Raw genomic sequence first — 25,850 nt, 5'->3', positions numbered from 1 at the left:
CTTTTTAATAAATTCTATTTAATTAACGCTCGTAGACAACTTCTACGTCGTAATCGTCTTCATCCCAGTCGTCCCAATCATCATCATTGCCTTTACCTTTAGTGGCTTTTTCATGATAGGTATCCCACTTGAATTCAACTTCTTCATCTTCAACTTGTACAAACTTCTCTTTAGGCATGCTATCAAGTAGTGTCATTATGTTGTGGATTAAAGGTTGAGTATTAAGTTTATTAATTGCTGAAATGTGATAAATATTTTCAGTTTCGCCCAGCTCTTCTGCAATCGCTTCGCATAGCGCTTTTGCTTCATCTTCTGGTAATAAATCTATTTTATTAAACACTAACCAGCGCGGCTTTTCTGCTAATTTAGGGCTGTATTGGTGTAGCTCGTTAATAATCGAGAATGCATTATCAACAGGGTTTGAACCATCTACCGGCATTACATCAATAATGTGCAATAACACACGACAACGCTCTAAATGCTTCAAGAAGCGAATACCTAGGCCTGCACCATCAGATGCACCTTCAATTAGACCCGGAATATCGGCTATAACAAATGATTTATTTGCTTCTGGACGTACCACACCTAAATTAGGAATAAGCGTCGTGAATGGGTAATCAGCTACTTTTGGTCTTGCTGCAGATACACTGCGGATAAACGTAGATTTACCTGCATTTGGTAATCCTAGTAAGCCTACATCAGCTAATAATAGTAACTCTAACTTTAAGTTACGTACTTCACCGGGTGTGCCCAATGTTTTTTGACGAGGTGCTCGGTTAGTACTTGATTTAAAACGTGCATTCCCCAAGCCGTGGAAACCACCTTTTGCAACCAAAATTCGTTGACCATCTTGAGTTAAGTCGCCAAGTCCCTCTTGGGTATCAACATCCATGATGCGCGTGCCTACAGGCACCATAACAAATAAGTCATCGGCTTTTCGGCCTGTACAGTTACGGCTACGACCGTTAGTACCACGTTCAGCTCTATGAAAGCGCTCAAACTGATAATCAATTAGGGTATTTAAGTTTTCATCAGCTTGTAGATAAACACTACCACCGTCTCCACCGTCACCGCCGTCTGGTCCACCATCTGGAACATATTTTTCACGACGGAAAGACACGATGCCGCTGCCACCGTCTCCAGCTTCTGCGCGAATTTCTACTTCATCTACAAACTTCATGATTACTCACTTTAGGGATTGGCTTGTTTAATAACTCTATTATATACCCAAGCCAACACAAATGCAGGCTTGGGTATATATTTTGACTGACTACAAAACAAAAAACCCCGCAAAGGCGGGGTTTTTAACTACCTTACTGATTACTCAGTTACGATAGTTACGTATTTACGGTTTAAAGGACCTTTTTGTTCAAACTGAACTTTACCATCTGCTTTTGCGAAGATAGTGTGGTCTTTACCGATACCTACGTTAGTACCAGGGTGGAAACGAGTTCCACGCTGACGAACAATGATGCTACCCGCTAGAACTGATTCGCCACCAAAACGCTTAACACCTAGGCGTTTGCTTTCTGAATCGCGACCGTTACGAGTACTACCAGCTGCTTTTTTATGTGCCATTTCTAAGTACCTCTAATTAAGCGCTAATGCTAGTGATTTTAACTTCAGTGAACCATTGACGATGGCCCATTTGCTTACGAGAATGCTTACGGCGTCTAAATTTAACAACCTTAATCTTCTCACCGCGACCATGTGAAACAACCTCAGCTGTTATCTTGCCACCGTTTACGAACGGTACACCGATCTCGATTTTCTCACCATCAGCAACTAAAAGTACTGAATCAAATTCTACTGCCGCACCAGTTTCAACGTCTAATTTTTCAAGACGAATCGTTTGACCTTCAGTCACACGATGCTGTTTACCACCACTTTGGAAAACCGCGTACATAATTAACTCCGTCTGTGCACCCTCAAATCGGCGCAACTAAAATATTCTTCGATAGGGCGCGAAGTTTACGCTAACGCGAAATAACTAGCAAGCCTATTTTGTAATTAAAATGAATAAAAAGTAGCTGCTTTGAGAGCAATTCAATATTTACCCCATTTTATATTAATTAGCCCTTTTGCCAAGCGCTTTTTAACTCTTAGTCGAAATAAATTAATGTACTCAAATATGACCCTCACAGCTTAATATCTAAGCACACCATAAACTGTATATTGATTATCAATTAATCAGTTATCTTGGCTAATTCAGTCTAAATTAAGTACTTTAATAGTGTTTTTTCAATCAATCGTCACAAAATATCGAGCTAGTGCATTTTTTGTTGTACAATCTGCGCCGTTCACACATAAAAATTGGCTCGGAGATCAATGGATATAAAAGCTATCCAGGCGTTAATCGAAAGCGATATGAATGACGTCAATCAACTTATACATGCGCAAATGCGCTCAGATGTGGCGTTAGTTAATCAGCTTGGTTTATATATAGTTAGCAGTGGCGGCAAACGCGTTCGTCCAATGCTCGCGATTTTAGCAGCCAAAGCGCTCGGTTATCAGGGTAAAGATCACATAACACTTGCAACAATTGTTGAGTTTATTCATACAGCAACGCTATTGCATGACGATGTTGTAGATGAATCAAACTTACGACGTGGCACACCTACAGCAAATGCTGAATTTGGTAATGCTGCTAGCGTATTGGTTGGTGACTTTATTTACACTCGTTCATTTCAGCTTATGGTTGGCCTTGGAAAAATGCAGGTTATGCAAGTACTTGCCGATGCAACAAACATTATTGCTGAAGGTGAAGTATTGCAGTTAATGAACTGCAACGACCCAGATACGACCGAAGCCAGTTATATGCAGGTTATTTACTCTAAAACAGCTAAGTTGTTTGAAGCAGCGACAGGCCTTGCTGCCATTATTACTGAGCAAGACCAGACTACTCTCGATGCACTAAACCTATATGGTATGCATTTAGGTACTGCGTTTCAGCTAGTAGATGATGTACTCGATTACAATGCAGATGCTGAGCAGTTGGGTAAAAACATTGGTGATGATTTAGCTGAAGGCAAACCAACGCTTCCACTTATTTATGCTATGCAACATGGTAGCGAGCAGCAAACGCAGCTTATTCGTGATGCGATAGAGCACAGTAATGGTATGGAGCATTTAGAAGACATTCTATCGGCACTAAAGCAAACTAATGCGCTTGAATTTACAATGCAAAAAGCAGAGCTTGAAGCTGACAAAGCTATTGCGTGTTTAGACTTTTTAGCTGAGTCTGACTATAAGCAAGCACTCATAAGCCTTGCTCGTATTGCGGTTGACCGCGACCACTAGTTTTAACTAGTTACACAGTGTGAAATTAATTCTGAGCAATAAAAAAGCCTGCAAATGCAGGCTTTTTTGTTATTCTACTTTGGCTATTACGCCATGAAATCAACACCTTCTTTGATGTCTTTTTTCAGTGTTTCAAGCATGTCATTTTTTGCTTTTGTTTCAAATGCGCTTAGTTCGCCGTAAGAAAGAATTTCTTCTACGCCGTTTTTACCTAAACGTACTGGATGTGCAAAGTACTCTGCATCGCCATTTTCAACAGCAACGTAAGCGTAATCTACAACTTCTTCACCCTGTAGGCCTTTAACTAAAGACATACAAAAACGAGCTGCAGCAGCACCCATAGATAGCGTAGCTGAACCACCGCCTGCTTTAGCATTTACAACTTCAGTACCCGCATTTTGGATACGTGGAGTAAGTGCAGCAACTTCTTCATCAGTGAAAGAAACACCTTCAACTTGAGAAAGTAGAGGAAGAATAGTTGTGCCTGAGTGACCACCAATTACTGGTACTTTCACAGTTGCTACGTCTACGCCTTTAAGTTCAGCAACAAATGCTTCTGAACGAATAACGTCAAGCGTAGTAATACCGAATACGCGTTTAGCGTCGTAAGTACCTGCTTTTTTGAATACTTCAGCAACGATTGGAACTGTGCCATTTACTGGATTAGTAATAATACCTACTAACGCTTTAGGACAGCTAGCAACAATGCCTTCTGCTAAAGTTTTGATGATACCAGCATTTACATTAAATAAATCAGCACGATCCATACCTGGTTTACGTGGCATACCCGCTGGGATAAGAACGATGTCAGAGCCTTCAAGCGCTTTGTTTAATTCGTCTGCGCCAAAGCCTGCTACTTTAACATCTGTTGGGATGTGAGAAAGGTCAACCGCAACACCTGGTACTACTGGTGCAACATCATAAAGTGATAATTCAGAGCCAGCTGGTAAGCCTGTTTTTAATAATAAAGACAACGCTTGGCCGATACCGCCTGCAGCACCTAATACAGCAACTTTCATTGGAATTCTCCGTAATTTGAGGTAGGAAACATTTGTGGCTCTTAAGATAATGAAATTAGCGACTAAAAACAAATTTATCCTGTCTATTTCAAGTATATTTTCGACCATAGTCGTAAACTTTTGTGATTTAACGCATCAAACTGGCAAGTTAACTAAACAACTGCTGCATAATTATTCATTTTTGTGTAGAATTTGCGGCATAAATAACAAAAACGAATAAAGACTATGCAACCACAAGATAAACAAGAAGCACTGGTAAAAGCATTTAAATCACTATTAAAAGAAGAAAATTTTGGCTCTCAAGGCGAAATAGTTGATGCATTAAAAGATCAAGGCTTTGACAATATAAGCCAAAGTAAAGTATCGCGCATGTTAAGTAAATTTGGTGCTGTACGCACACGTAACGCCAAACAAGAAATGGTTTACTGCTTACCTGCTGAAATGGGTGTACCTACGGCTAAAAGCCCATTACGCCAATTAGTAATCGACATTATGCACAACGAAATGATGATCATTATTCGTACCAGTCCAGGCGCCGCTCAGCTTATTGCTCGTTTATTAGATTCATTAGGTAAAGCAGATGGCGTACTAGGAACAATTGCAGGCGACGATACTATTTTTATCGCTCCTGCTAAAATATCTGAAATAGATGTAACACTTGAACGTGTTCGCATTTTATTTGATACGGTTTAATAGCAAACTAAATTTGTTTTAAAAACCCGACTGAAGGCGCAAAGAAAGCAGAACCCATATCGGCTTGAGTAAAATCAAGCCAGTGGTCGTAACAATCCCCTTCCCCTAAACGACTATTCAGTACTTTTTCAAATGCGGTGCCCGTACAAGCGCATGTAATTGATAACATTCCCTGCTCATACACATCGCCATAAGGCATGCTCTGATTTAATAATAGCGGTTGTCCGTCTTCGTCTTTTAGCTCACTTCGCGAAGCATGGCTGGTTTCGATCGCAGGGGTAATTAGCGTGTTATCAAGGCGCGTACGTCCCATTATTTGTTCTTGCTCGCTCAATGATAAGTGCTGCCACATAGTTAAGTCATGCTTATAGCGCTGTACATGAATATAACTCCCCTGATCTTCAAAATTGCCAGGGCTACTAATTAAAGCCGTAGCGCGCTTTTTTCTTCCATGTGCGGTGTCGCCACCATAAATAAAACCATTAAAATCACGACCATCTAAAAAGCGAAAATTACGAATTTGCTCCACCAGCTCAACATCGGGGGCAAATAGTTTTAAAATTTGCAGCGCAAATAAATGGTTAACGTCTTCACGGTCAGAGCGAATTTGCACAAATAAATCGCACGGTTGTACGCTCATTTGATGATCGCTATGGTTTATATTAGGAAAGCTCTGTAATTCGCTTGGGATGTATTCAGGGAGGATATGCGGCCAATATTGCGCACCAATAGCAACCATGCAAGAGAGCATTGATTCTGAAAATTGATCGCTAAATTCTTCTTCAATAGCGCTTACTTGTTTTAACTTTGCGCGAAGTGATTCATCTTGACCATCAAACACATTAAAAAATAAGTGCAAACCGTGTAAGTTTGCTTCAGCACAAATCCCTGATTGCGCTTGCGCCATTGTTATTCCTTAGTTTTACAGATAAAAACACAGCGAATAACAAATTAATTACGATTCGAAAAAATTCACCGTGTGAGGTTTTATTTTTATTATAACCTGTTCATTATTTTCAAATGACTGGCCATATTGTGCAGCAACTTCAATTTCTTGTTTATCAATAACAAGTGAATAAACATACGCCGAACCAATAAAGCGACGACTTATGATTGTAGCTCGCTTGCTGAGTTTGTCACTTTGGTTATCTGCCACTAATTCTATTTGATGAGGGCGCACATATATAAGCCCTACGCTTACGTCATGCTTACTCTCAACATAAGATTCGACTAAACCAAATGGTGTTTTGTATTCAGTTGCTGTTAATACTTCTGCGCTCAAGTATATGCCTTGACCCAGAAACTCTGCAACCTCCTTTGAACATGGATCTGCAAAAAGCTGCTCGGGCGTGCCTTGTTGCTCAATTTTACCGCGATGCATAATGGCAAGTGTATCTGAAAACGCAAACGCCTCTTCTTTTGAATGTGTAACAAACACAGCAGATACTTGGGTTGCCTTAATAATTCGACGTATATCGGCGATTAATTCAAAGCGTACTTGCGTATCAATATTTGAAAAGGGCTCATCAAGTAGCAATAAACTAGGCTTATAAGCTAATGCACGAGCAATAGCTACGCGTTGTTGTTGACCACCCGATAACTGATGCGGGAACCTGTCGGCACAGCCAATTAAATGTACCAGCTTAAGCATTTCATCTACGCGTTGCTGCTTTTGAGCTTTACTCATTTTACTAAGCCCAAATGCGATATTATTTGCTACCGTTAAATGCGGAAACAACGCATAGTCTTGAAACATCATGCCGATGTTACGGTGCTCAGGCGAGACAAACGATTGCTCATCACTCACTAATTTACCGTCTATAAAAATAGACCCTTGCTTGGCTTCAATTAAACCTGCAATCGCTTTTAACGTGGTCGTTTTGCCGCAGCCACTCGCTCCGAGTAGGCAAACAATTTCATCTTTACCCACCGTTAAATCTAAATCGTGAATAACCTTTGTGCCGTTATAGTGATAGCTCACGCCTTGTAAAATTAAACTACTCATTTAACTACGCTGCTCCATAGAACGATTAATAAAATACAAAGGAATAAACCCAACAATAACAATAAATAATGCCGATATTGAAGCAAGTTCTAACTGCTCGTCACTCACATACTGAAATACATGAGTAGCTAAGCTTTCAAAATTAAACGGCCTGAGCAATAGCGCAGCCGGCAGTTCTTTCATGCACTCAATAAATACCAATAACGCAGCAGTAAGCAATCCTCTTCGCAGTAAAGGTAGGTGCACTAAACGCAGTGTTTGTCCTTGGCTTTTACCCATTGATTGGCTTGCCATATCAAGTGATGGGCTAATACGTAAAAAACTCGACTCAATTGCTCCGTGTGCAATGGCGTAAAACCTAACAATATAAGCAATAATAATAGTAAGAATGCTACCTGTAAGCAGCAAGCCAATATCTAAGTTATACGGCTCGAGCGCTGTGTTGATGGTGTTCTCTAACAATGTAAGCGGTAATAAAACCGCAATAGCGAGTACTGTGCCAGGCAACGCATATCCTGTGCTTGCTAAACGCCCAGGAATAAGCGGATACGTTTGCTTTGCCACACGCTGATAAAAAACCACAAAAACACTCAACGTAATCGTTATTAGGCTCACAACCCCTGCCACTTTTAAACTTTGCCAAGCGTAACTAAAAAACTCTACATTCCATGCTTTATCAAAGTAGGTAATGGCGTAATTTATAAGTACTGCAATAGGGATTACAAACGCGATAAATAAAATAAAGCTGCAAAATGCCGTTGCGAGCCAAGCTGACTTTCCTTTTAATACATAGAGAGATTCACTATTTACACTTGATTGGCGCTCAAATACCGCTTGGTTACGACGACTAAAGCGCTCCGCCATTAATGCTAAAAATAACAGTAATAACATCACACCCGATATTTTAGCTGCCGCTGTAAGTGAGTAATAACCAAACCACGTATCGTATACGGCAGTCGTTAATGTACTTACGGCAAAATAACTCACTGTTGCAAAGTCAGCCATGGTTTCCATACTTATAAGCGCAAGAGCCGCCACAATAGCCCCACGAGAGAGTACTAAGCTTACTTTAAAGAAACTTTGCCAAGGAGATAATCCCATTAACTGGCTAGCTTGTACTAATTTGAATGACTGCTCGCGAAGAGCCGTTTTAAAAATCAAAAATAAATACGGATAAAGCACCAAGGCAATCATAACGATGGCGCCGGGTAATGTACGTATATCAAAAAACCAATAGTCATTAGGCGATTGCCAACCAAACCATTCTCTCAGCGCTATTTGCACCGGGCCCGCATAATCTAATAAATCAGTGTATACATAGGCAATAATATAGGTGGGCATAGCAAGGGGCAGCATAAGTGCCCATTCAAACTGTTTTTTACCCGGGAAACTACAGTAAGCCGTTAGCCATCCAAGTGGCAAAGCTATGGCGCAGCTAAGGACGCAAACACCTAAAACAAGCAATACGGTATTGGTTATGTAATCCCAAAGCACGGTATCCCACAGGTGAGAAAACACCTCAGAGCTACCTTGTAGAGATTCAAAAAGAAGAAAAAACAACGGGGCCGATAGAATTAAGCCAGTCGACCACGCAAAGAGCTGCCATTTAGACAGCTTAAATTTATTAGTCATTAAAGATCGAACTTCACCTCATCAATTAGCTTAAGCGCTAACGGACGATATTTACTAATCTCATCAAGTGGCAAGCTGTCTTCTTTAAAACTCCCCCAAGAGGCAACCAAACTTGATAGTTCAACACCCGACTTAACTGGATACTCCATATTTAATGAGGCATACATGTTTTGTGCTTTGCTGTCGGTCATATATTCTATGAGCTTTAATGCATTTTCAGGGTTTTTAGCATATTTGGTAATAACCGCACCCGAAACATTTATGTGTGAGCCACGATTAGTTTGATTCGGAAAGTTAATATTTACGGCCTCTGCCCAACCTTTTTGCTCTTTATCTTCTAGCATTTTACCAAGATAGTAACTATTACCTAATGCCAAGTTACATAAACCTTCTTTAACTGCTTTAACTTGAGCACGATCGTTACCTTGAGGTTTACGTGCTAAATTAGCCTTAACACCTTCAAGCCACTCTTTGGTTTGCGCTTCACCATGGTGTGCAATCATAGAAGCCACTAAACCTAAGTTATATGGATGTTTGCCTGATCGCGTACAAATTTGTCCTTTGTATTTAGGATCTGCTAAATCTTCATAAGTGAGCTTAGGTAACGCACCAATTCGCTCTTTTGATGAATACACATTACGAACTCGCTTAGTAAGCGCGACCCATTGGCCATCACCGTCACGAAAAGCTGCAGGCACGTTATTATTTACACTGTCACTTTTTATAGTTTGTGTTAATTTTAAATCTTCTAATTGAATAAGCGCACTAAAATTAGAGGTTAATACTAAATCGGCTTTACTGTGTTTACCTTCACGTTTAACACGCTCAATTAACCCTTTTTTAGCAAAAACAACATTGGTTTTTATTCCCGTTTGTTTTGTAAAATCTTCTAAAATTGGCTGAATCAAAAACGGCTGACGAAAAGAATAGATATTAACAACGTCACTTGCAAAGGCTGGTGCCGATGCTGCTAATCCTAAAACAAGTGTAAATACTGTCTTCATTATTTCACCTAAATAATTGTTATTATCATCGAATTCTACCGCGCTCATTCAAAAAGTGCACACTTTAAATAAATGTAAATATGTAAATAACGCCCAAAAAGGAAATGCCGTGTAAGAGATGTCTCACGGATGTGACAGCTAATGAGTAAAAATCAAGATAAAAAACACACAAAAACAACCTAACCAACTGTATTTATTGAATATTCACATTATTACTATTGCATAAATACTAATTGAACGTAGTTTTATCCCTATTTTAGTTGCTCTATTGCACTATAATTTACGCATCAACCAAGCAATGACGCTTATTGAGTAAAAGGAAATGGACTGCTTACTCAACCAACCAATGATTAGGTTACCAGGACAACACGGATTTTAGGACAGGCTCAGGATGAGTATCACAACGCAATGTTGTAAAAAGGACAGCGTCAGGAAGATGCGAAAAGGATAACAACACGGCTAAGTTGTTTAACAGGATGTTTAAGGAATAAATGGACAGGCCTTTAAGGCAACACAATGGATTGGTTAAAATAGGGATACACTAGGAAGTGTAATTAAGGATTTGGTAATAGTATTTACCCTACAGGATGTTTAGGAATTTAAGGATACAGGCCCGGATGGTCTACATTACATAGAACTAAAAAGTAATATAGTAATAAACATGGATTAGTAAAAATTGGAGTTGATTAAGTTCAATTGCAGGATGCAGAAAATTAGAAGATTCCGCAAGCGCGCCTAGAGATAGAGCGCGCTTTTCTTTGCCTAAAATTTGGGTTTAGTAAAGCTCTAAGCAACTACCACTAACTTTTGCAGGGTAATACTGCATCCCAGCTAATCAATATTAATACCTTCAAATACTTTATTAATATTTTAAATTTCGCTAAGTTTTTCATTAATTGCGCCGATAACTAAGTAACGCAAGGATCATAAATACTCAATGGATATGAATTTTAAAACGCCGCAAAGCAATACCTTTTTATGTAAAGTATCAGACGCAAGTACAGCAAAACCAATTGGTGTTTTTAGTGCCCAAACTCCCAACGAAAATCCGTATAAAGCTTTATTTAGCCCCAAAGGTTATAACTTTTTAAATATGCCAATGAGTGAGTTTAAAAACATACTTAACGTAATTATCCAGTTAGAAAGCGATATTTCTATTAGTAAATGGGGTGAGGGTTCTCGACCTGATGAATTTAGTTATCAGCTTAATAGAATAGCAAACGCTATTGCGACTACTCACTTTAAGGGAAAAACCGATATTAGCTGTTACTTTTTAAAGCGAGTCGAAGAGGCTAAGGATATGATTGGTGAGGACTGCACCTCGTTTATTCAGGCTCACAATAGCGTAAGCCAATTATATAATACGGTTTTACAATTAACATCTGAAGAAGGCTTCAGAGCAATTCAAAATAAAGCACTTGCTCACTTAAAAGAGCAGCAAGCTTTCGCTTAACTGCGTAAAACTACTCTTCTAGCGGTCGGCCTTTATTGCGCTTACCAAGCAAATACGCATCACGAAACTTAATAAAATGCTGTTCTAATTTAGAAGATGCATCCATTTCTCCCGCAAGCGCTAGCACCATAATAGCCACTTCAGCAGTGCCTAGTTGATGCGCATGAGGGGCAACACGTAATCGGTAATCAGATAGTTTATCAGCAGTAACAGAAAGTACAGGCAAGTTATCTAAGTATGGGCTTTTGCGAATCATTTTTTTAGCTTCACGCCAGGTACCATCTAAAAATATAAATAGCGGTTTTTTACCCTCTTCAATACTTATTTCGGTAATGGCCCTGCCCTCTTCTACGTCTTCAGCAGGGAATACTACCATTGGCTGATATTGTGAATCGCTTATCAAAGCTAAAAGAGCGGGGTTAGGGTCTGTTCTATCCCATCTAAATGCGTGGTTATCTGGCACTATTTCAGCAATTAAGCGCCCAGTATTAGAAGGTTTAAAACTTTCATTGTGATACATTAATAAGCACACAGCTGCTTTACAATCTGCATGCTCAACACCTTTACAAATACAGTAGTGCTTAGCTATTAAGCATTGCTCACAGCGATCTAATTTACCGCCTCGAGCATTAAACTCTCGACGGGATTCACTTATTTGTTGAGCGCGTAATGCTAAAACTGAGTTTTTCACTGTATTTACCTTCAATTAATTAAGCGCGCATTGTAACGACTTATCGCAATTTAATCTTATATTTATAGCCATACCAACCTGCATAAATCTTTGATCAATTTAACGAATTAAATTGCACTATAACTTCGTTAAAAATTTTTTATTTAGAACAACTAGATACAAAAACTTTTGCCTAGTTCTAGCGTAATTTTCTTAACGTTAAATAGACCCCATATATAAGCAGATTGGTATCATTGAATTAATTCAACATCTCTCAAATTAAAAACCAGGCATAAAAAAACCCAACCGAAGTTGGGTTTTTCAAACAAATGCTAAAAAGTTAAATTACTTCTTTTTAACTGCTTTTTTGTTTGGTAAGTCAGTGATCGAACCTTCAAAAATTTCAGCTGCAAGGCCGATTGATTCATTCAATGTAGGGTGAGCATGAATAGTAAGCGCTAAGTCTTCACCATCAGCACCCATTTCAATACCTAAACCGATTTCGCCAAGCATTTCGCCCGCGTTAATACCGATCATAGCACCACCGATTATACGGCCACTTTCTTTATCAAAAATAAGTTTAGTAGAACCTTCAGTACGAGATGATGCAATAGCACGACCAGAAGCTGCCCACGGGAATACCGCAGTTTCAATTTTTAGGCCTTGCTCTTTTGCTTCTTTCTCAGTAACACCTACCCAAGCGATTTCTGGGTCAGTGTACGCTATTGAAGGAATACATTTAGGGTCGAAGAAATGCTTCTGACCAGAAATAACTTCTGCAGCGACATGACCTTCATGAACCGCTTTATGTGCAAGCATAGGCTGGCCAACTAAGTCACCAATTGCAAAAATATGGCTTACGTTAGTACGTAATTGCTTATCAACATTAATAAAGCCACGCTCATCAACGTTTACGCCCGCTTTTTCAGCATCAAGTAAGTTACCGTTTGGAGTACGGCCAACTGCAACAAGCACTTTGTCGTAACGTACAGGTTCTGCTGGTGCGTTTTTACCTTCAAACGTTACGTATAAGCCATCTTTTTTAGCTTCAACACCAACAACTTTAGTTGAAAGCATTACGTTGAATTTTTTGCTTACGTATTTTTGGTAAATTTTGATAATGTCTTTATCAGCTGCTGGAACTAATTGGTCAGCAAATTCTACAACATCAATTGCAGAACCTAGTGCACGGTAAACCGTACCCATTTCAAGACCGATAATACCACCACCAAGTACAAGTAGTTTTTCTGGTACATCTTTAAGCTCTAGCGCGCCAGTTGAATCAATTACACGGTCATCTTGTGGGATGAAAGGTAAGTTAACTGGTTTAGAACCTGCTGCAATAATCGCGTTATCAAACGTGATAGTTGTAGAGTCTTTCTCGCCTTCAACTACTAAAGTATTGCTGCCAGTGAATTTGCCGTAACCAGATACAACTTTCACTTTACGCATTTTAGCCATGCCCTCTAGTCCACCAGTTAACTGGCCAACTACAGAATCTTTCCAAGTACGAACTTGGTCAAGATCGATCTTTGGTGCGCCAAAAGTAACACCATGAGATGACATTTCAGCTGCATCATCAATCACTTTAGCTACGTGTAAAAGTGCTTTTGAAGGAATACAACCAACATTAAGACATACGCCGCCTAATGTTTCACGAGATTCTACCAATGTAACTTCTAAGCCCAAGTCAGCAGCGCGGAATGCCGCAGAGTAACCACCAGGACCACCGCCTAGTACAACAACTTGAGTTTTTAATTCGTTGCTCATGCTATTACCTTAATTGTTTGAACGGGACACTGCCCTAAAGTTTAACTGCCATGTTTCTGCAAGGCAGAAAGTGAGAGCAGATCACAAATTTGTGCAAAGATTGTATCATTGCAAATGGTAAAAATCCCAGCTAAAAACAACTGGCTGGGATTTGATTCTATTCATTGTCCAGCGATTACATCACCAATTGGCGAATATCGCTCATGTAACTTGCAAGAGTCACAGTAAAGCGTGCAGCTAAGGCTCCGTCAATAACCCTATGGTCGTATGACATAGACAGCGGAACCATTAGTTTTGGTTCAAACTCTTTGCCATTCCATTTAGGTTTCATTTCAGATTTAGACACACCTAAAATAGCCACTTCTGGTGCATTAACAATCGGCGTAAATGCCGTACCGCCAATACCGCCAAGGCTAGAAATAGTAAAACAACCACCTTGCATATCAGACGATGTAAGCTTACCGTCACGTGCTTTAACAGATACTTCCATTAATTCGCGTGATAGTTCAATAATGCCTTTTTTATCAACATCTTTAAACACAGGTACAACTAAACCGTTTGGCGTATCAACTGCAACACCAATGTTAATGTACTTTTTAAGGATTAAGCTTTCGCCGTCTGCAGAAAGCGATGAGTTGAATTTTGGAAATTCAGCAAGTGCTTTTGCAGCTGCTTTCATTACAAACACAAGTGGTGTAATTTTAACACCCAGCTTTTTCTTCTCGCTAAGCACATTTTGCTCTTTACGGAATACTTCAAGGCTTGTGATATCAGCTTCGTCAAACTGTGTAACATGCGGGATTTGTACCCAGTTACGGTGTAAATTTTTGCCTGATAGCTTTTGAATACGAGACAGCTTTTGCTCTTCAATTTCGCCAAATTTAGCAAAATCAACTTTAGGCCATGGAATAAGACCAAGCTCGCTACCACCAGCACTACTACCTGCTGATAATTGACCAGATTCAACTTGCTTAACTAGATTTTTAACATAGTTTTGCACGTCTTCTTTAACTATACGGGCTTTACGACCAGTGCCTTTAACGTTAGCTAGGTTAATACCAAACTCACGCGCTAAACGGCGAACAACAGGTGATGCATGAGCATACGCGCTGTTTTCTGTGAAGCTTTCATTACTTGCTTTTACAGGTGCTGCTTGAGCCGGTGCCGACTCAGTTTTAGCCGCTGCTGCAGGTGCTGATTTTTCAGCTGGTGCTGATGCTGCTGCCGGCGCGCTGCCTGCAACTTCAAATACAAAAATTAATGAGCCTGTCGATACTTTATCGCCAGCAGCTACTTTAATTTCTTTAACTGTACCTGCAAATGGAGCTGGTACTTCCATTGCCGCTTTGTCGCCTTCAACGTTTAAGATTGATTGATCTTCTTCAACCGTATCGCCAACTGCAACTATAATTTCAGTTACTTCAACTTCATCGCCACCAATATCAGGTACATTAACTTCTTTAGTACTTGGTGCTGCGTTTGCTGTTGAGCTAGCTGCTGGCGCTTCTACAGGAGCCGACTCTTTAGCCGGTGCCGCAGATTCACTTCCTGCTACTTCAAAAACAAACACTAATGAGCCTGTTTTAACTGTATCGCCAGCGGCGACTTTAATTTCTTTAACTATACCGGCAAATGGAGCTGGAACTTCCATTGCTGCCTTGTCGCCTTCAACGTTTAAGATAGATTGCTCTTCTGAAACGGTGTCGCCAACAGCAACCATGATTTCAGTTACTTCAACTTCATCATCGCCAATATCTGGTACGGTTACTTCTTTAGTTGAAGAACCTGTAGAAGCAGCAGGTGCTGCCTCTTCAGATTTAGCTGGAGCAGCGGCTGATGCTTTTTCTTCACCAGTGCTTTCACTCTCGCCTTCAAACAAAAATACTAAAGAGCCAGTTGTAACGGTGTCGCCAACGTTTACTTTAATTTCTTTAACTGTACCCGCTTGCGAAGCAGGTATTTCCATTGATGCTTTGTCGCCTTCAACATTTAATAATGATTGGTCCACATCTACTTTGTCGCCAACGCTTACTAATATTTCGGTTACTTCTACTTCATCGTCACCAATATCTGGTACTTTAATTTCAATACTCATTGCAAACCTCTTATGCGTACAGTGGGTTAAGTTTGTTAGTGTCGATGTTGAACTTTTTAAGTGCTTCAACAACTACTGACTTCTCAACTTCACCGCGTTTAGCAAGTTCAGATAACGTAGCAACAACAACGTAGCCCGCGTTAACTTCAAAGTGACGACGTAGGTTTTCACGGCTATCAGAACGACCGTAACCATCGGTACCTAACACTTTGTAGTTGCTGCTTGGAATAAATGAACGCGCTTGTTCTGCGTAGTTTTTCATGTAATCCGTTGCTGCAACAGTCACAGAGTCGTTTAATACGCTTGTGATGAATGCTGTTTTTTGCTCGCCTTCAGGATTAAGCATGTTGAAACGTTCAACATCTTGACCTTCACGCGTTAATTCGTTGAAAGACGTAACAGAGAACACGTCAGACGCAATGCCATACTCTTCGCTTAGAATCGTAGCGGCTTTACGTACTTCAGTCATAATAGTACCTGAGCTTAATAGCTGTACGTTGGCTTTTTTACCTTCGTAACTTTCAAGCTTGTAAATACCCTTACGAATACCTTCTTCAGCGCCTTCTGGCATAGCTGGCTGATGGTAGTTTTCGTTCATAAGCGTTAGGTAGTAGTAAATATTTTCTTGGTCATCACCGTACATACGACGAATACCGTCTTGTACAATAACAGCTACTTCAAACGCGTAAGTTGGGTCATATGAAATACAGTTAGGAACCGTGTTTGCAAGAATGTGGCTGTGGCCATCTTCGTGTTGTAAGCCTTCACCATTTAGCGTTGTACGACCCGCTGTAGCACCTAATAAGAAACCACGTGCTTGTTGATCGCCCGCCATCCATGCCATGTCGCCAACACGCTGGAAACCAAACATAGAGTAGTAAATGTAGAATGGGATCATTGGTAAATCGTTAGTGCTGTATGAAGTTGCAGCAGCAACCCATGACGACATTGCACCTAACTCATTAATACCTTCTTGAAGCACTTGTCCTGATACAGTTTCTTTGTAGTAAGAAACAATATCACGATCCTGTGGCGTATAGTTTTGGCCATGCGGATTGTAAATACCGATTTGACGGAATAAACCTTCCATACCAAATGTACGCGCTTCATCGGCAATAATTGGTACGATGTTTTTACCAATGCCTTTATCTTTTAATAAGATATTAAGTGCACGAACAAAACCCATAGTGGTTGAAATATCACGTTTTTGTTCTTCAAGTAGCGGCTTAAACGCGTCTACTTCTGGCAACGTAAGTTTTTCACTAAAACGTGGAATACGCTTAGGTGTATAACCTTTAAGTTCATCACGACGAGCATGTAGATATTTATACTCAGGTGAACCTTCTTCAAGCTCTAAATAAGGTAGTTCTGCAAGTTGCTCTTCAGATACTAAATCATCAAGACCAAGGCGTGAACGTAAATGCGCAACATGCGACATGTCCATTTTTTTCACTTGGTGCGCAATGTTTTTACCTTCAGCTGCTTCACCCATGCCGTAACCTTTTACAGTTTTAGCAAGAATTACAGTTGGACGGCCTTTAGTGTCTTCTGCTTTTTTAAATGCAGCAAATAATTTTGATGACTCATGACCACCACGCTTAAGCGCGAAAATTTCGTCATCTGTCATGTCAGCAACAAGTGCAGCTGTTTCTGGGTAACGACCAAAGAAGTTTTCGCGTACGTACGCGCCATCTTTAGCTTTATATGTTTGGTAATCGCCATCAACAGTTTCGTTCATTAACTGTAGTAATTTACCCGTTGTGTCTTTAGCTAGAAGAATATCCCAACCGCTGCCCCACACTAGTTTAATTACGTTCCAGCCAGCGCCTTTAAACAAGCCTTCTAGCTCTTGAATAATTTTACCGTTACCCATAACTGGGCCATCTAAACGCTGTAAGTTACAGTTAACTAAGTAACAAAGGTTATCTAGTTTTTCACGTGCAGCAAAAGAGATTGCACCGCGTGATTCTGGCTCATCCATTTCACCGTCACCTAAAAACGCGTATACACGTTGGTTTTTAGTATCTTTTAAGCCACGACCATCTAAGTATTTTAAGAAGCGCGCTTGGTAAATAGACGAAATAGGACCTAAGCCCATTGATACCGTAGGGAACTGCCAAAATTCAGGCATTAACTTAGGGTGTGGGTACGATGGTAAGCCTTCGCCATCAACTTCTTGGCGGAAGTTATCTAGTTGTGCAGCCGATAAACGACCTTCAACAAATGCACGTGCATAAATACCAGGAGAAATATGACCTTGGTAATAAACTAAGTCACCACCGTCTACATCATTTGGCGCTTTAAAAAAGTGGTTAAAACACACTTCATAAAATGCAGCAGATGATTGGTAAGACGCCATATGGCCGCCTAAGTCGAGATCTTTTTTAGATGCACGTAGAACGATCATAATCGCGTTCCAACGTATAATTGAACGAATACGACGCTCAAGATTTACATCACCCGGGTAAGCAGGTTCTTGATCTACAGGAATAGTATTAACGTAGTTCGTGGTAATACCCGTTGGCATATCAACGCCGTCTAAACGGGCTTGCTCTAATACTTGCTCAAGTAAAAACTGAGCTCGTTCAACACCTTCTTCGCGCACAACTGATTCAAGAGCTTGTAACCACTCTTGTGTTTCTAGCGCGTCTACGTCAATTTTATTGACTTCAGACATATGGAGGTTTCCTTATGTTTAAAATACGAATATTGTTAATTTAATATCACAGCTACTTAATTTGTGTGTTCAAAGTAGTTATGTACTAACTTAATTTTGTTTAGTGCGTCTTAAACTACGTTCAATTCGCGAATGTTCTTTGCCTGCTTCAAGTAGTGCTTCTTCGATAAATGCTAAGTGCGCATTACTTGCTAAACGGGCTTGTTCTGGATTACCGTCAATAACGGCATCCATTAATAAACGCCTGTGTTGGGCTAATTGACTGCTAATATCTGACTTTTTTAATAAAACAGTTAAATTTTGCAATACATTTTGCTCAAGCAGCGCTTTCATGCCTCTTACTAAATGCAGTAACACCACATTATGCGAAGCTTCTGCCACGCTAAAGTGAAATGCATTAATTGCTTTTGCTTTTTGCTGTAAATCATCATTAACTAGGGCAATTTTATCAAAGCTTTCTTTCACTTTGCTAAAATCGTTGCTGGTCCCGCGCAGTGCCGCGTAGTAAGCAGCAATCCCTTCTAATGCATGACGAAATTCAAGTAAATCAAACTGCGACTCAGGGTGTTTACTAATCAAATCAAAAAGTGGATCAGTAAGCCCTTCTTCGAGCTGATTTTTTACAAACGTGCCGCCACCCTGGCGACGCGTAACTAAACCTTTCGCTTCTAATTTTTGAATTGCCTCACGCAGTGACGGGCGAGACACTTCAAATTGCTTTGCTAGTTCACGCTCTGGTGGCAACTTTTCACCTGGTGCTAACGAGCCTTCAAGAATCATGTTCTCGAGTTGCTGTAAAATAACATCAGATAACTTTGCTGCTTTGATCTTTAAAGACATGAATCAACGTCCGCGTTGTATAAATACCAAGAGCCCATAGAGCGGGGCTTTGAGTCGTATGATTTACCCAAAAGGTAAATTGGTCATACCAAAAATTTTCAATACGGTATCAAAAACCTTATTAGCTGTCAATTTACAGGTAACTTGAGCAATTGAAGTAGCGTAACGCATTTTGAACGAAGATTAAACAATGCGCAATTTACAAAAATTGTTATAACGTTAATAGTATGAAAACAATTGGTCTGACCAGAAAAATAGAGTGTTAACTCTAGTTGAATTTATTAAAGAAATTAATAACAGGATAAAAGTGCCAAAGAAATAGCAGCCATTTACACACGATCAGTCAACTAAATATAAAACATAATGCGCGATATAAAATTTCGACCACGCAATATCGTAACAGCGGGTTTACCCCGCGACATTTGGCAACTAATCTCCCAACCGAAAAAACACAATGCGCGATGTAAAATCGCGACTACGCAAATATCGTAGCAGCGGGTTTACCCCGCGACTATTGTGCAAGTAATTACCTAAACGTAAAACACAATGCGCGATGTAAAATCGCGACTACGCAATATCGTAGCAGCGGGTTTACCCCGCGACTATTGTGCAAGTAATTACCTAAACGTAAAACACAATGCGCGATGTAAAATCGCGACTACGCAATATCGTAGCAGCGGGTTTACCCCGCGACTATTGTGCAAGTAATTACCTAAACGTAAAACACAATGCGCGATGTAAAATCGCGACTACGCAATATCGTAGCAGCGGGTTTACCCCGCGACTATTGTGCAAGTAATTACCTAAACGTAAAACACAATGCGCGATGTAAAATCGCGACTACGCAATATCGTAGCAGCGGGTTTACCCCGCGACTATTGTGCAAGTAATTACCTAAACGTAAAACACAATGCGCGATGTAAAATCGCGACTACGCAATATCGTAGCAGCGGGTTTACCCCGCGACTATTGTGCAAGTAATTACCTAAACGTAAAACACAATGCGCGATGTAAAATCGCGACTACGCAATATCGTAGCAGCGGGTTTACCCCGCGACTATTGTGCAAGTAATTACCTAAACGTAAAACACAATGCGCGATGTAAAATCGCGACTACGCAATATCGTAGCAGCGGGTTTACCCCGCGACTATTGTGCAAGTAATTACCTAAACGTAAAACACAATGCGCGATGTAAAATCGCGACTACGCAATATCGTAGCAGCGGGTTTAACCCGCGACTATTGTGCAAGTAATTACCTAAACGTAAAACACAATGCGCGATATAAAATTTCGATCACGCAATATCATAGCAGCGGGTTTACCCCGCGACATTTGGCAACTAATCTCCCAACCAAAAAAACACGATGCGCGATATAAAATCGCGACTACGCAATATCGTAGCAGCGGGTTTACCCCGCGACTATTGTGCAAGTAATTACCTAAACGTAAAACACAATGCGCGATGTAAAATCGCGACTACGCAATATCGTAGCAGCGGGTTTACCCCACGACTATTGTGCAAGTAAATACCTAAACGTAAAACACAATGCGCGATGTAAAATCGCGACTACGCAATATCGTAGCAGCGGGTTTGCCCCGCGACATTTAGCAACTAATCTCCCAACCGAGAAACACAATGCGCGATATAAAATCGCGACTACACAATATCGTAGCAGCGGGTTTATCCCGCGACATTTAGCAACTAATCTCCCAACCGAGAAACACAATGCGCCATATAAAATCGCGACTACGCAAATTTATAAAAATTGCATATGCTTTAAATTCGTGGATCTGTGATTGCTAAAATACAGGTATGTTATGCATCGTTCATATTTATTACGAAAGGGAAGAGTATCAAAAGCAAACCACTATTATGCTATAACACTGGTTTGTCATGAGCGAAATAACCTACTCACAAGCTTAATAATTAATAGAGCTATTATCAATGAAATGAGGAAATTAGAAAGAGCAACTGATTAAATCAAATACTTTCGTGATAATGCCAAACCATATTCATTGGTTACTACAATTATCCGATAGCGCAACATTAAGCGAGGTAATTAGAAGCTTCAAAGGACGCTCAGCCACGGTGTATAGACAATTTGGCAGACAAAAGCTTTGGCAAAAAGGGTTTTATGATCACTTAATAAGAAATACCGAAGACTTAAATAGATGCGCTAGATACATAGTCGCAAACCCTTTGCGTGCAAATTTAATAGAAAATATTGCAGACTACCCATATTGGGATAGTATTTATCTAAACTCGTAGCAGCGGGTTTACCCCGCGACATTTAGCAACTAATCGCCCAACCAAAACACACAAATGCGCGATATAAAATTGCGACTATGCAATCGTAGCAACGGGTTTACCCCGCGAAATTAGGCAACTAATCTCCAACCAAAAACACAATGCGCGATATAAAATCGCGACTACGCAATATCGTAGCAGCGGGTTTACCCCGCGACATTTGTGCAAGTAATTACCTAAACGTAAAACACAATGCGCGATGTAAAATCGCGACTACGCAAATATCGTAGCAGCGGGTTTACCCCGCGACATTTGGCAACTAATCTCCCAACCAAAAACACAATGCGCGATATAAAATCGCGACTACGCAATATCGTAGCAGCGGGTTTACCCCGCGATTATTGTGCAAACAATCTCCCAACCGAAAAACACAATGCGCGATGCAAAATAGCGACTACGCAAATATCGTAGCAGCGGGTTTACCCCGCGATTATTGTGCAACTAATCTCCCAACCAAAAACACAATGCGCGATATAAAATCGCGACTACGCAATATCGTAGCAGCGGGTTTACCCCGCGATTATTGTGCAAACAATCTCCCAACCGAAAAACACAATGCGCGATGCAAAATAGCGACTACGCAAATATCGTAGCAGCGGGTTTACCCCGCGATTATTGTGCAACTAATCTCCCAACCAAAAACACAATGCGCGATATAAAATCGCGACTACGCAATATCGTAGCAGCGGGTTTACCCCGCGATTATTGTGCAAACAATCTCCCAACCGAAAAACACAATGCGCGATGCAAAATAGCGACTACGCAAATATCGTAGCAGCGGGTTTACCCCGCGATTATTGTGCAAACAATCTCCCAACCAAAAACACAATGCGCGATATAAAATCGCGACTACGCAATATCGTAGCAGCGGGTTTACCCCGCGACATTTGGCAACTAACCTCCCAACCGAAAAACACAATGCGCGATGTAAAATCGCGACTACGATAGTCCACCAAATAATGTAAGTAGTGCTATAAGTACTAAGTAAAATAATACATTGCGCTTAACAAGCTTAATCATACAAGTGGCCTCGTAGGTACAGCCGTAATAACGCTTTTCAACTTGCTCTGCGGCCAGTGCAGTACATGTTACTACTTCTCGGTTTGGAGATTTAAAGTTAAGTGCGTAACGTAGCCAACAGCTTGTGCCTTTATTAAAGTTACCTATTACTAAATAACCAAAGCTGGTAATACGTGCAGGTAACCAGTCGAGCCAAAACAATAGTTTATGTATAAGTTTAAAACGCTTAGCAAATATTACTTTATGATCTTCTCGTACTAAATCAGCTAAAGTACGTACCAATGCATATAAAACCGCACCTGGCGCGCCTAAAACAACGAACCAAAAAATAACCGCACAGTAAAATCTAAAGTTTACCCACGCCAATGTTTGCCCAAAGGTTTCGCCACCATCTTGATCATCAGTACGCTTTTGACCTATTTGCAACGCATATAAAGATGCAGCAGTACCGTCATCTCGCGTTAACGCATTTAAATACGACTTATATAAAGCACGCTGCTTAGCACAACCAAAGCAAACCAAAAGCACCGCGATATTAATGCCCAACTGCCACAAAACAAAATCAGATAAACAATAAATTAGTGCCATCGCAATCACTGGAAGTAAAAGCCAAATTAAAAAGCCCGGTGCTGAGCTAAATAAGCCCTTATCACCAAGTAATTTATTAGAGCGATTTAAATAACCATTTGCGTAATAACTTATCTGCCAGTAATTAGACCGAGCGCCTAAGCGCTCTAGTATTAATGCAATTATTATAGAAACTAAAATCATGGGAATAACTCTCTTAACTTAGTTGTTCAAGCATATTAAAAAACAATGGCCAATTAAAGCTACTGCCAGGATCTGTTTTACGCCCAGGGGCAATATCGCAATGCCCAACAATACGCGAAGGGGTAATTTTTGGATAGCGTTGCATTATAGATTTACTAATAATAGTTAATGTTTTGTACTGTGCTAAAGAATATGGAGCGGTGTCGGTACCTTCAAGCTCAATGCCAATGCTAAAGTTATTACAAGCAGGTACCCCCTCAAACTCAGATTGCCCTGCATGCCAAGCGCGCTTTTCAAAAGGCACGTATTGTATAACCTCACCGGTGCGCTTTATAAAGCAATGGGCCGATACACGTAAATTCTTTAAGTCACTAAAACTCGGATGAGCATTACAGTCAATGCTACCCATAAATAAGTCATCAACGAAAGGTGTACCAAACTGCCCTGCTGGCAATGATATATTGTGAATCACCAATAAAGAAATATCAGCCTCATCAGGGCGCTCATCAAAATACGAACAAGGCCGCTGCGCTACCGTACTTAAAACACCGTTTAAATCTATTTTCATGATACGTTTATTATATAAATATCAAGATATACATAGCACTGATGCTAATGGATTTATTAAAAAAATGATAGTAACAAGCGAGGTATAAAACCTCACCTACAAATAATTCAAACCCATACGTAGGTGCGAATTTACTACAAGCGCTTATCTTTATATTGGCGAAAAGGCAATCGCTTCTCTTTCTTTTATAAACATAGTAAAATTTGCTTAATTTATTAACGCTTATGAGCATCCTATGTCTATTTCGCACTCCCTCATTACTCAACTAGTCACTCTTGCACTTGACGAAGATTTAAATTATCAAACCGCGCAAGAAGGCGATATTACTGCGCAACTAATCCCACAAAATGAGCAAGCAAGCGCCAAAGTAATCACTCGCGAAGACTGCATTTTTTGTGGAAAAGACATCATCCTTGAAGTATTCAAACAAGTAGACCCAAGCGTTAAGGTTAACGTACTTATAAACGACGGCGACGCAGTTAAAGCAAACAGCACATTATTTACCGCTATTGGCTCGGCTCGTTCAATATTAACTGCCGAACGAACCGCACTTAACTTTGTGCAAACTTTATCGGGTACAGCCACTACTACTGCGCATTATGTAAAAGAGTTAAGTGGTACAACTACGCAATTACTCGACACACGCAAAACAATACCCGGTCTGCGCGCTCTTCAAAAATACGCGGTAAAATGTGGTGGGGGTGCAAACCATCGTATTGGATTATTTGACGCTTTTTTAATTAAAGAAAATCATATAGCGGCTTGTGGCACAATAAACAAAGCCGTAGCTCAAGCTAAACAAAACCACCCAAACAAACCTGTCGAAGTAGAAGTAGAATCACTCCCTGAACTTAAGCAAGCAATTGAAGCTGGCGCCGACATAATTATGCTAGACAATTTTAGCGTAGAGCAAATTAAGCAAGCTGTAATTTTAACCAACAAACGTGCAAAACTAGAGGTTTCAGGCAATATGACCCTAGAAACGCTCAAAACTTATTCACAAGCCGGCGTCGATTTTATATCAAGCGGATCGTTAACAAAAAACTTACAATCAATCGATTTATCGATGCGTTTTGAACAATTTTAAAGCAACAACTGCCAATTAATACCGCTAATCGATTGACAAGTTAAGTAAAAAAGCATTAAATAACCCGAAAGGCTTACTTTGTAACATTTTGTTAAATAAAATCGCTTTTTTATAAGAAGATACGTGCTAAATACTAAAATAAAATGGTAGACTAATTCTGTTGTACTATTTTATTTTAAAAGGTAGTCATAAATAACTAGTACCTTTAGTTTTTAAAGACATAATTAAAAACTAAACTACTTACTTTATGCCTATACTATTTGTTGCTACAACATGTAGTGCTCTTAGTAAACTTTTATAGCTAGTACTAAACATAATGAATTCACATACGGCTTTTGTGTTTCATACTCTAAAGCTAAAGTGTAATAAAATTAATTTAAAGTAAAACTGTAAAGTAAATCAGTTAAATTAAGTGAGGCATTTGCCGCTTAAGTGATTTAAGTTACAAAAATCTATCCTTTAGGAGAGGAAACATGAAAACAATGACTCAAAAACAACAGGGTTTCACCCTAATTGAATTAATGATTGTAGTAGCAATCATCGGTATTCTTGCTGCAATCGCTCTTCCACAGTATCAAGATTATACAGCTAAGGCACAAGTTACAGCATGTTTAGCTGAGCTTTCACCTGGTAAAACCGCTTTTGAAATTAAAATGAATGAAGGTTCAACAATTACTAAGAGCAATATTGGTGTGAATAACAAGGCTTGTACTGATATAGATGTAACAACATCCGATGATGGTTCTGGTACAATTTTTAGCAAAGTAAATGGTGGTGCTGCAGTTAAAGACAAAACAGTAACATTGTCACGTTCTACTTCTGGTACATGGACTTGTTCAACTGATGCTGATGAAAACCATAGACCTTCAAACTGTGGTGCTGCTGATGCTGATACTGATACTGATACTGATACTGATGCTGATGCTTAATATCGCTA

The 25,850-nt window shown here is 40.0% G+C and carries 21 protein-coding genes; 6 read left to right on the top strand and 15 right to left on the bottom strand.

The window, feature by feature from the left end; genetic code table 11:
• Window positions 1-22: 22 nt before the first annotated feature.
• The 3 genes from cgtA to rplU all read right to left on the bottom strand — a co-directional run bounded on the left by cgtA (window position 23) and on the right by rplU (window position 1,906).
• Window positions 23-1,180, bottom strand: a complete 1,158-nt coding sequence (gene cgtA / locus GQR39_RS09585; RefSeq protein WP_007586086.1) for an Obg family GTPase CgtA — start codon at window positions 1,178-1,180, stop codon at window positions 23-25.
• A 140-nt stretch (window positions 1,181-1,320) separates the two neighbouring features.
• Entirely contained in the window at window positions 1,321-1,578 is a 258-nt protein-coding gene (rpmA, locus tag GQR39_RS09580) for a 50S ribosomal protein L27 (RefSeq protein WP_002957747.1), read from the bottom strand.
• A 16-nt stretch (window positions 1,579-1,594) separates the two neighbouring features.
• Window positions 1,595-1,906: a 50S ribosomal protein L21 gene (rplU, locus tag GQR39_RS09575; protein WP_002957748.1), complete on the bottom strand. Its 312-nt coding sequence runs from the start codon at window positions 1,904-1,906 to the stop codon at window positions 1,595-1,597.
• A 422-nt stretch (window positions 1,907-2,328) separates the two neighbouring features.
• Between rplU and ispB the strand changes: the two genes are divergently transcribed.
• Window positions 2,329-3,300, top strand: coding sequence for an octaprenyl diphosphate synthase (gene ispB, locus GQR39_RS09570; protein ID WP_007586099.1), 972 nt, complete (start codon window positions 2,329-2,331; stop codon window positions 3,298-3,300).
• A gap of 86 nt (window positions 3,301-3,386) precedes the next feature.
• Here ispB and mdh read toward each other — a convergent pair whose 3' ends face one another.
• On the bottom strand, window positions 3,387-4,319 hold the full coding sequence (gene mdh / locus GQR39_RS09565; protein WP_007586102.1) for a malate dehydrogenase: 933 nt from the start codon (window positions 4,317-4,319) through the stop codon (window positions 3,387-3,389).
• 225 nt (window positions 4,320-4,544) lie between these two features.
• Between mdh and argR the strand changes: the two genes are divergently transcribed.
• A complete protein-coding gene (argR, locus tag GQR39_RS09560) occupies window positions 4,545-5,012 on the top strand; it encodes a transcriptional regulator ArgR (RefSeq protein ID WP_002957753.1) in 468 nt (155 codons plus the stop codon).
• Between the two features lie 7 nt (window positions 5,013-5,019).
• Here the strand turns inward: argR and GQR39_RS09555 are convergent, their stop codons facing one another.
• From GQR39_RS09555 to GQR39_RS09540, 4 genes are read right to left on the bottom strand one after another with little or no spacing between them, the layout of a single operon-like run.
• Window positions 5,020-5,919 carry a Dyp-type peroxidase gene (locus GQR39_RS09555; RefSeq protein ID WP_165735469.1) on the bottom strand — a complete coding sequence of 300 codons (900 nt, stop codon included), beginning with the start codon at window positions 5,917-5,919 and terminating at the stop codon, window positions 5,020-5,022.
• A gap of 48 nt (window positions 5,920-5,967) precedes the next feature.
• A complete protein-coding gene (locus tag GQR39_RS09550) occupies window positions 5,968-7,017 on the bottom strand; it encodes an ABC transporter ATP-binding protein (protein ID WP_165735468.1) in 1,050 nt (349 codons plus the stop codon).
• Window positions 7,018-8,649: an iron ABC transporter permease gene (locus GQR39_RS09545; protein WP_165735467.1), complete on the bottom strand. Its 1,632-nt coding sequence runs from the start codon at window positions 8,647-8,649 to the stop codon at window positions 7,018-7,020. It abuts the gene before it with no gap.
• Window positions 8,649-9,653 (bottom strand): Fe(3+) ABC transporter substrate-binding protein, encoded by a 1,005-nt coding sequence (locus GQR39_RS09540; RefSeq protein WP_024590632.1) that lies wholly within the window; start codon window positions 9,651-9,653, stop codon window positions 8,649-8,651. Before GQR39_RS09540 ends, GQR39_RS09545 begins: the two co-directional genes overlap by 1 nt.
• A 937-nt stretch (window positions 9,654-10,590) precedes the next feature.
• On the opposite strand from GQR39_RS09540, the gene GQR39_RS09535 reads away from it, so the two are divergent.
• Window positions 10,591-11,106: a hypothetical protein gene (locus GQR39_RS09535; protein WP_024590631.1), complete on the top strand. Its 516-nt coding sequence runs from the start codon at window positions 10,591-10,593 to the stop codon at window positions 11,104-11,106.
• A 10-nt stretch (window positions 11,107-11,116) separates the two neighbouring features.
• On the opposite strand, the gene GQR39_RS09530 is transcribed toward GQR39_RS09535, so the two are convergent.
• From GQR39_RS09530 to pdhR, 5 genes are all read right to left on the bottom strand, one after another.
• Window positions 11,117-11,797 (bottom strand): tRNA-uridine aminocarboxypropyltransferase, encoded by a 681-nt coding sequence (locus GQR39_RS09530; RefSeq protein ID WP_024590630.1) that lies wholly within the window; start codon window positions 11,795-11,797, stop codon window positions 11,117-11,119.
• A gap of 324 nt (window positions 11,798-12,121) precedes the next feature.
• Window positions 12,122-13,546: a dihydrolipoyl dehydrogenase gene (lpdA, locus tag GQR39_RS09525; protein ID WP_007586124.1), complete on the bottom strand. Its 1,425-nt coding sequence runs from the start codon at window positions 13,544-13,546 to the stop codon at window positions 12,122-12,124.
• 175 nt (window positions 13,547-13,721) lie between these two features.
• Window positions 13,722-15,641, bottom strand: a complete 1,920-nt coding sequence (gene aceF, locus GQR39_RS09520) for a pyruvate dehydrogenase complex dihydrolipoyllysine-residue acetyltransferase (RefSeq protein ID WP_165735466.1) — start codon at window positions 15,639-15,641, stop codon at window positions 13,722-13,724.
• 10 nt (window positions 15,642-15,651) lie between these two features.
• Window positions 15,652-18,318 carry a pyruvate dehydrogenase (acetyl-transferring), homodimeric type gene (gene aceE, locus GQR39_RS09515; RefSeq protein ID WP_010553346.1) on the bottom strand — a complete coding sequence of 889 codons (2,667 nt, stop codon included), beginning with the start codon at window positions 18,316-18,318 and terminating at the stop codon, window positions 15,652-15,654.
• Window positions 18,319-18,408: 90 nt separating this feature from the next.
• On the bottom strand, window positions 18,409-19,158 hold the full coding sequence (pdhR, locus tag GQR39_RS09510) for a pyruvate dehydrogenase complex transcriptional repressor PdhR (protein ID WP_007586129.1): 750 nt from the start codon (window positions 19,156-19,158) through the stop codon (window positions 18,409-18,411).
• Window positions 19,159-21,158: 2,000 nt separating this feature from the next.
• Between pdhR and GQR39_RS09505 the strand changes: the two genes are divergently transcribed.
• Complete coding sequence (locus GQR39_RS09505; protein ID WP_206007808.1) at window positions 21,159-21,428, top strand: transposase; 270 nt, start codon at window positions 21,159-21,161, stop codon at window positions 21,426-21,428.
• 978 nt (window positions 21,429-22,406) lie between these two features.
• Here the strand turns inward: GQR39_RS09505 and ampE are convergent.
• On the bottom strand, window positions 22,407-23,258 hold the full coding sequence (ampE, locus tag GQR39_RS09500; protein WP_165735464.1) for a beta-lactamase regulator AmpE: 852 nt from the start codon (window positions 23,256-23,258) through the stop codon (window positions 22,407-22,409).
• Between the two features lie 13 nt (window positions 23,259-23,271).
• On the bottom strand, window positions 23,272-23,826 hold the full coding sequence (gene ampD / locus GQR39_RS09495; RefSeq protein ID WP_165735463.1) for a 1,6-anhydro-N-acetylmuramyl-L-alanine amidase AmpD: 555 nt from the start codon (window positions 23,824-23,826) through the stop codon (window positions 23,272-23,274).
• A 235-nt stretch (window positions 23,827-24,061) separates the two neighbouring features.
• Here ampD and nadC point away from each other — a divergent pair, with 235 nt between their 5' ends.
• Together nadC and GQR39_RS09485 are read left to right on the top strand one after the other, a co-directional pair.
• The gene (nadC, locus tag GQR39_RS09490) at window positions 24,062-24,913 is read left to right on the top strand and encodes a carboxylating nicotinate-nucleotide diphosphorylase (protein ID WP_165735462.1); all 852 of its coding nucleotides are present in this window, start codon (window positions 24,062-24,064) and stop codon (window positions 24,911-24,913) included.
• A gap of 482 nt (window positions 24,914-25,395) precedes the next feature.
• Window positions 25,396-25,842 carry a pilin gene (locus tag GQR39_RS09485; protein WP_165735461.1) on the top strand — a complete coding sequence of 149 codons (447 nt, stop codon included), beginning with the start codon at window positions 25,396-25,398 and terminating at the stop codon, window positions 25,840-25,842.
• Window positions 25,843-25,850 lie beyond the last annotated feature (8 nt).

The sequence above is a fragment of the Pseudoalteromonas sp. C8 genome, from assembly GCF_011378685.1.
Lineage (GTDB): Bacteria > Pseudomonadota > Gammaproteobacteria > Enterobacterales > Alteromonadaceae > Pseudoalteromonas > Pseudoalteromonas arctica.
The sequence above is the reverse complement of the archived record's forward strand: the minus strand, read 5'-3'. Positions and strand labels throughout refer to the sequence as shown.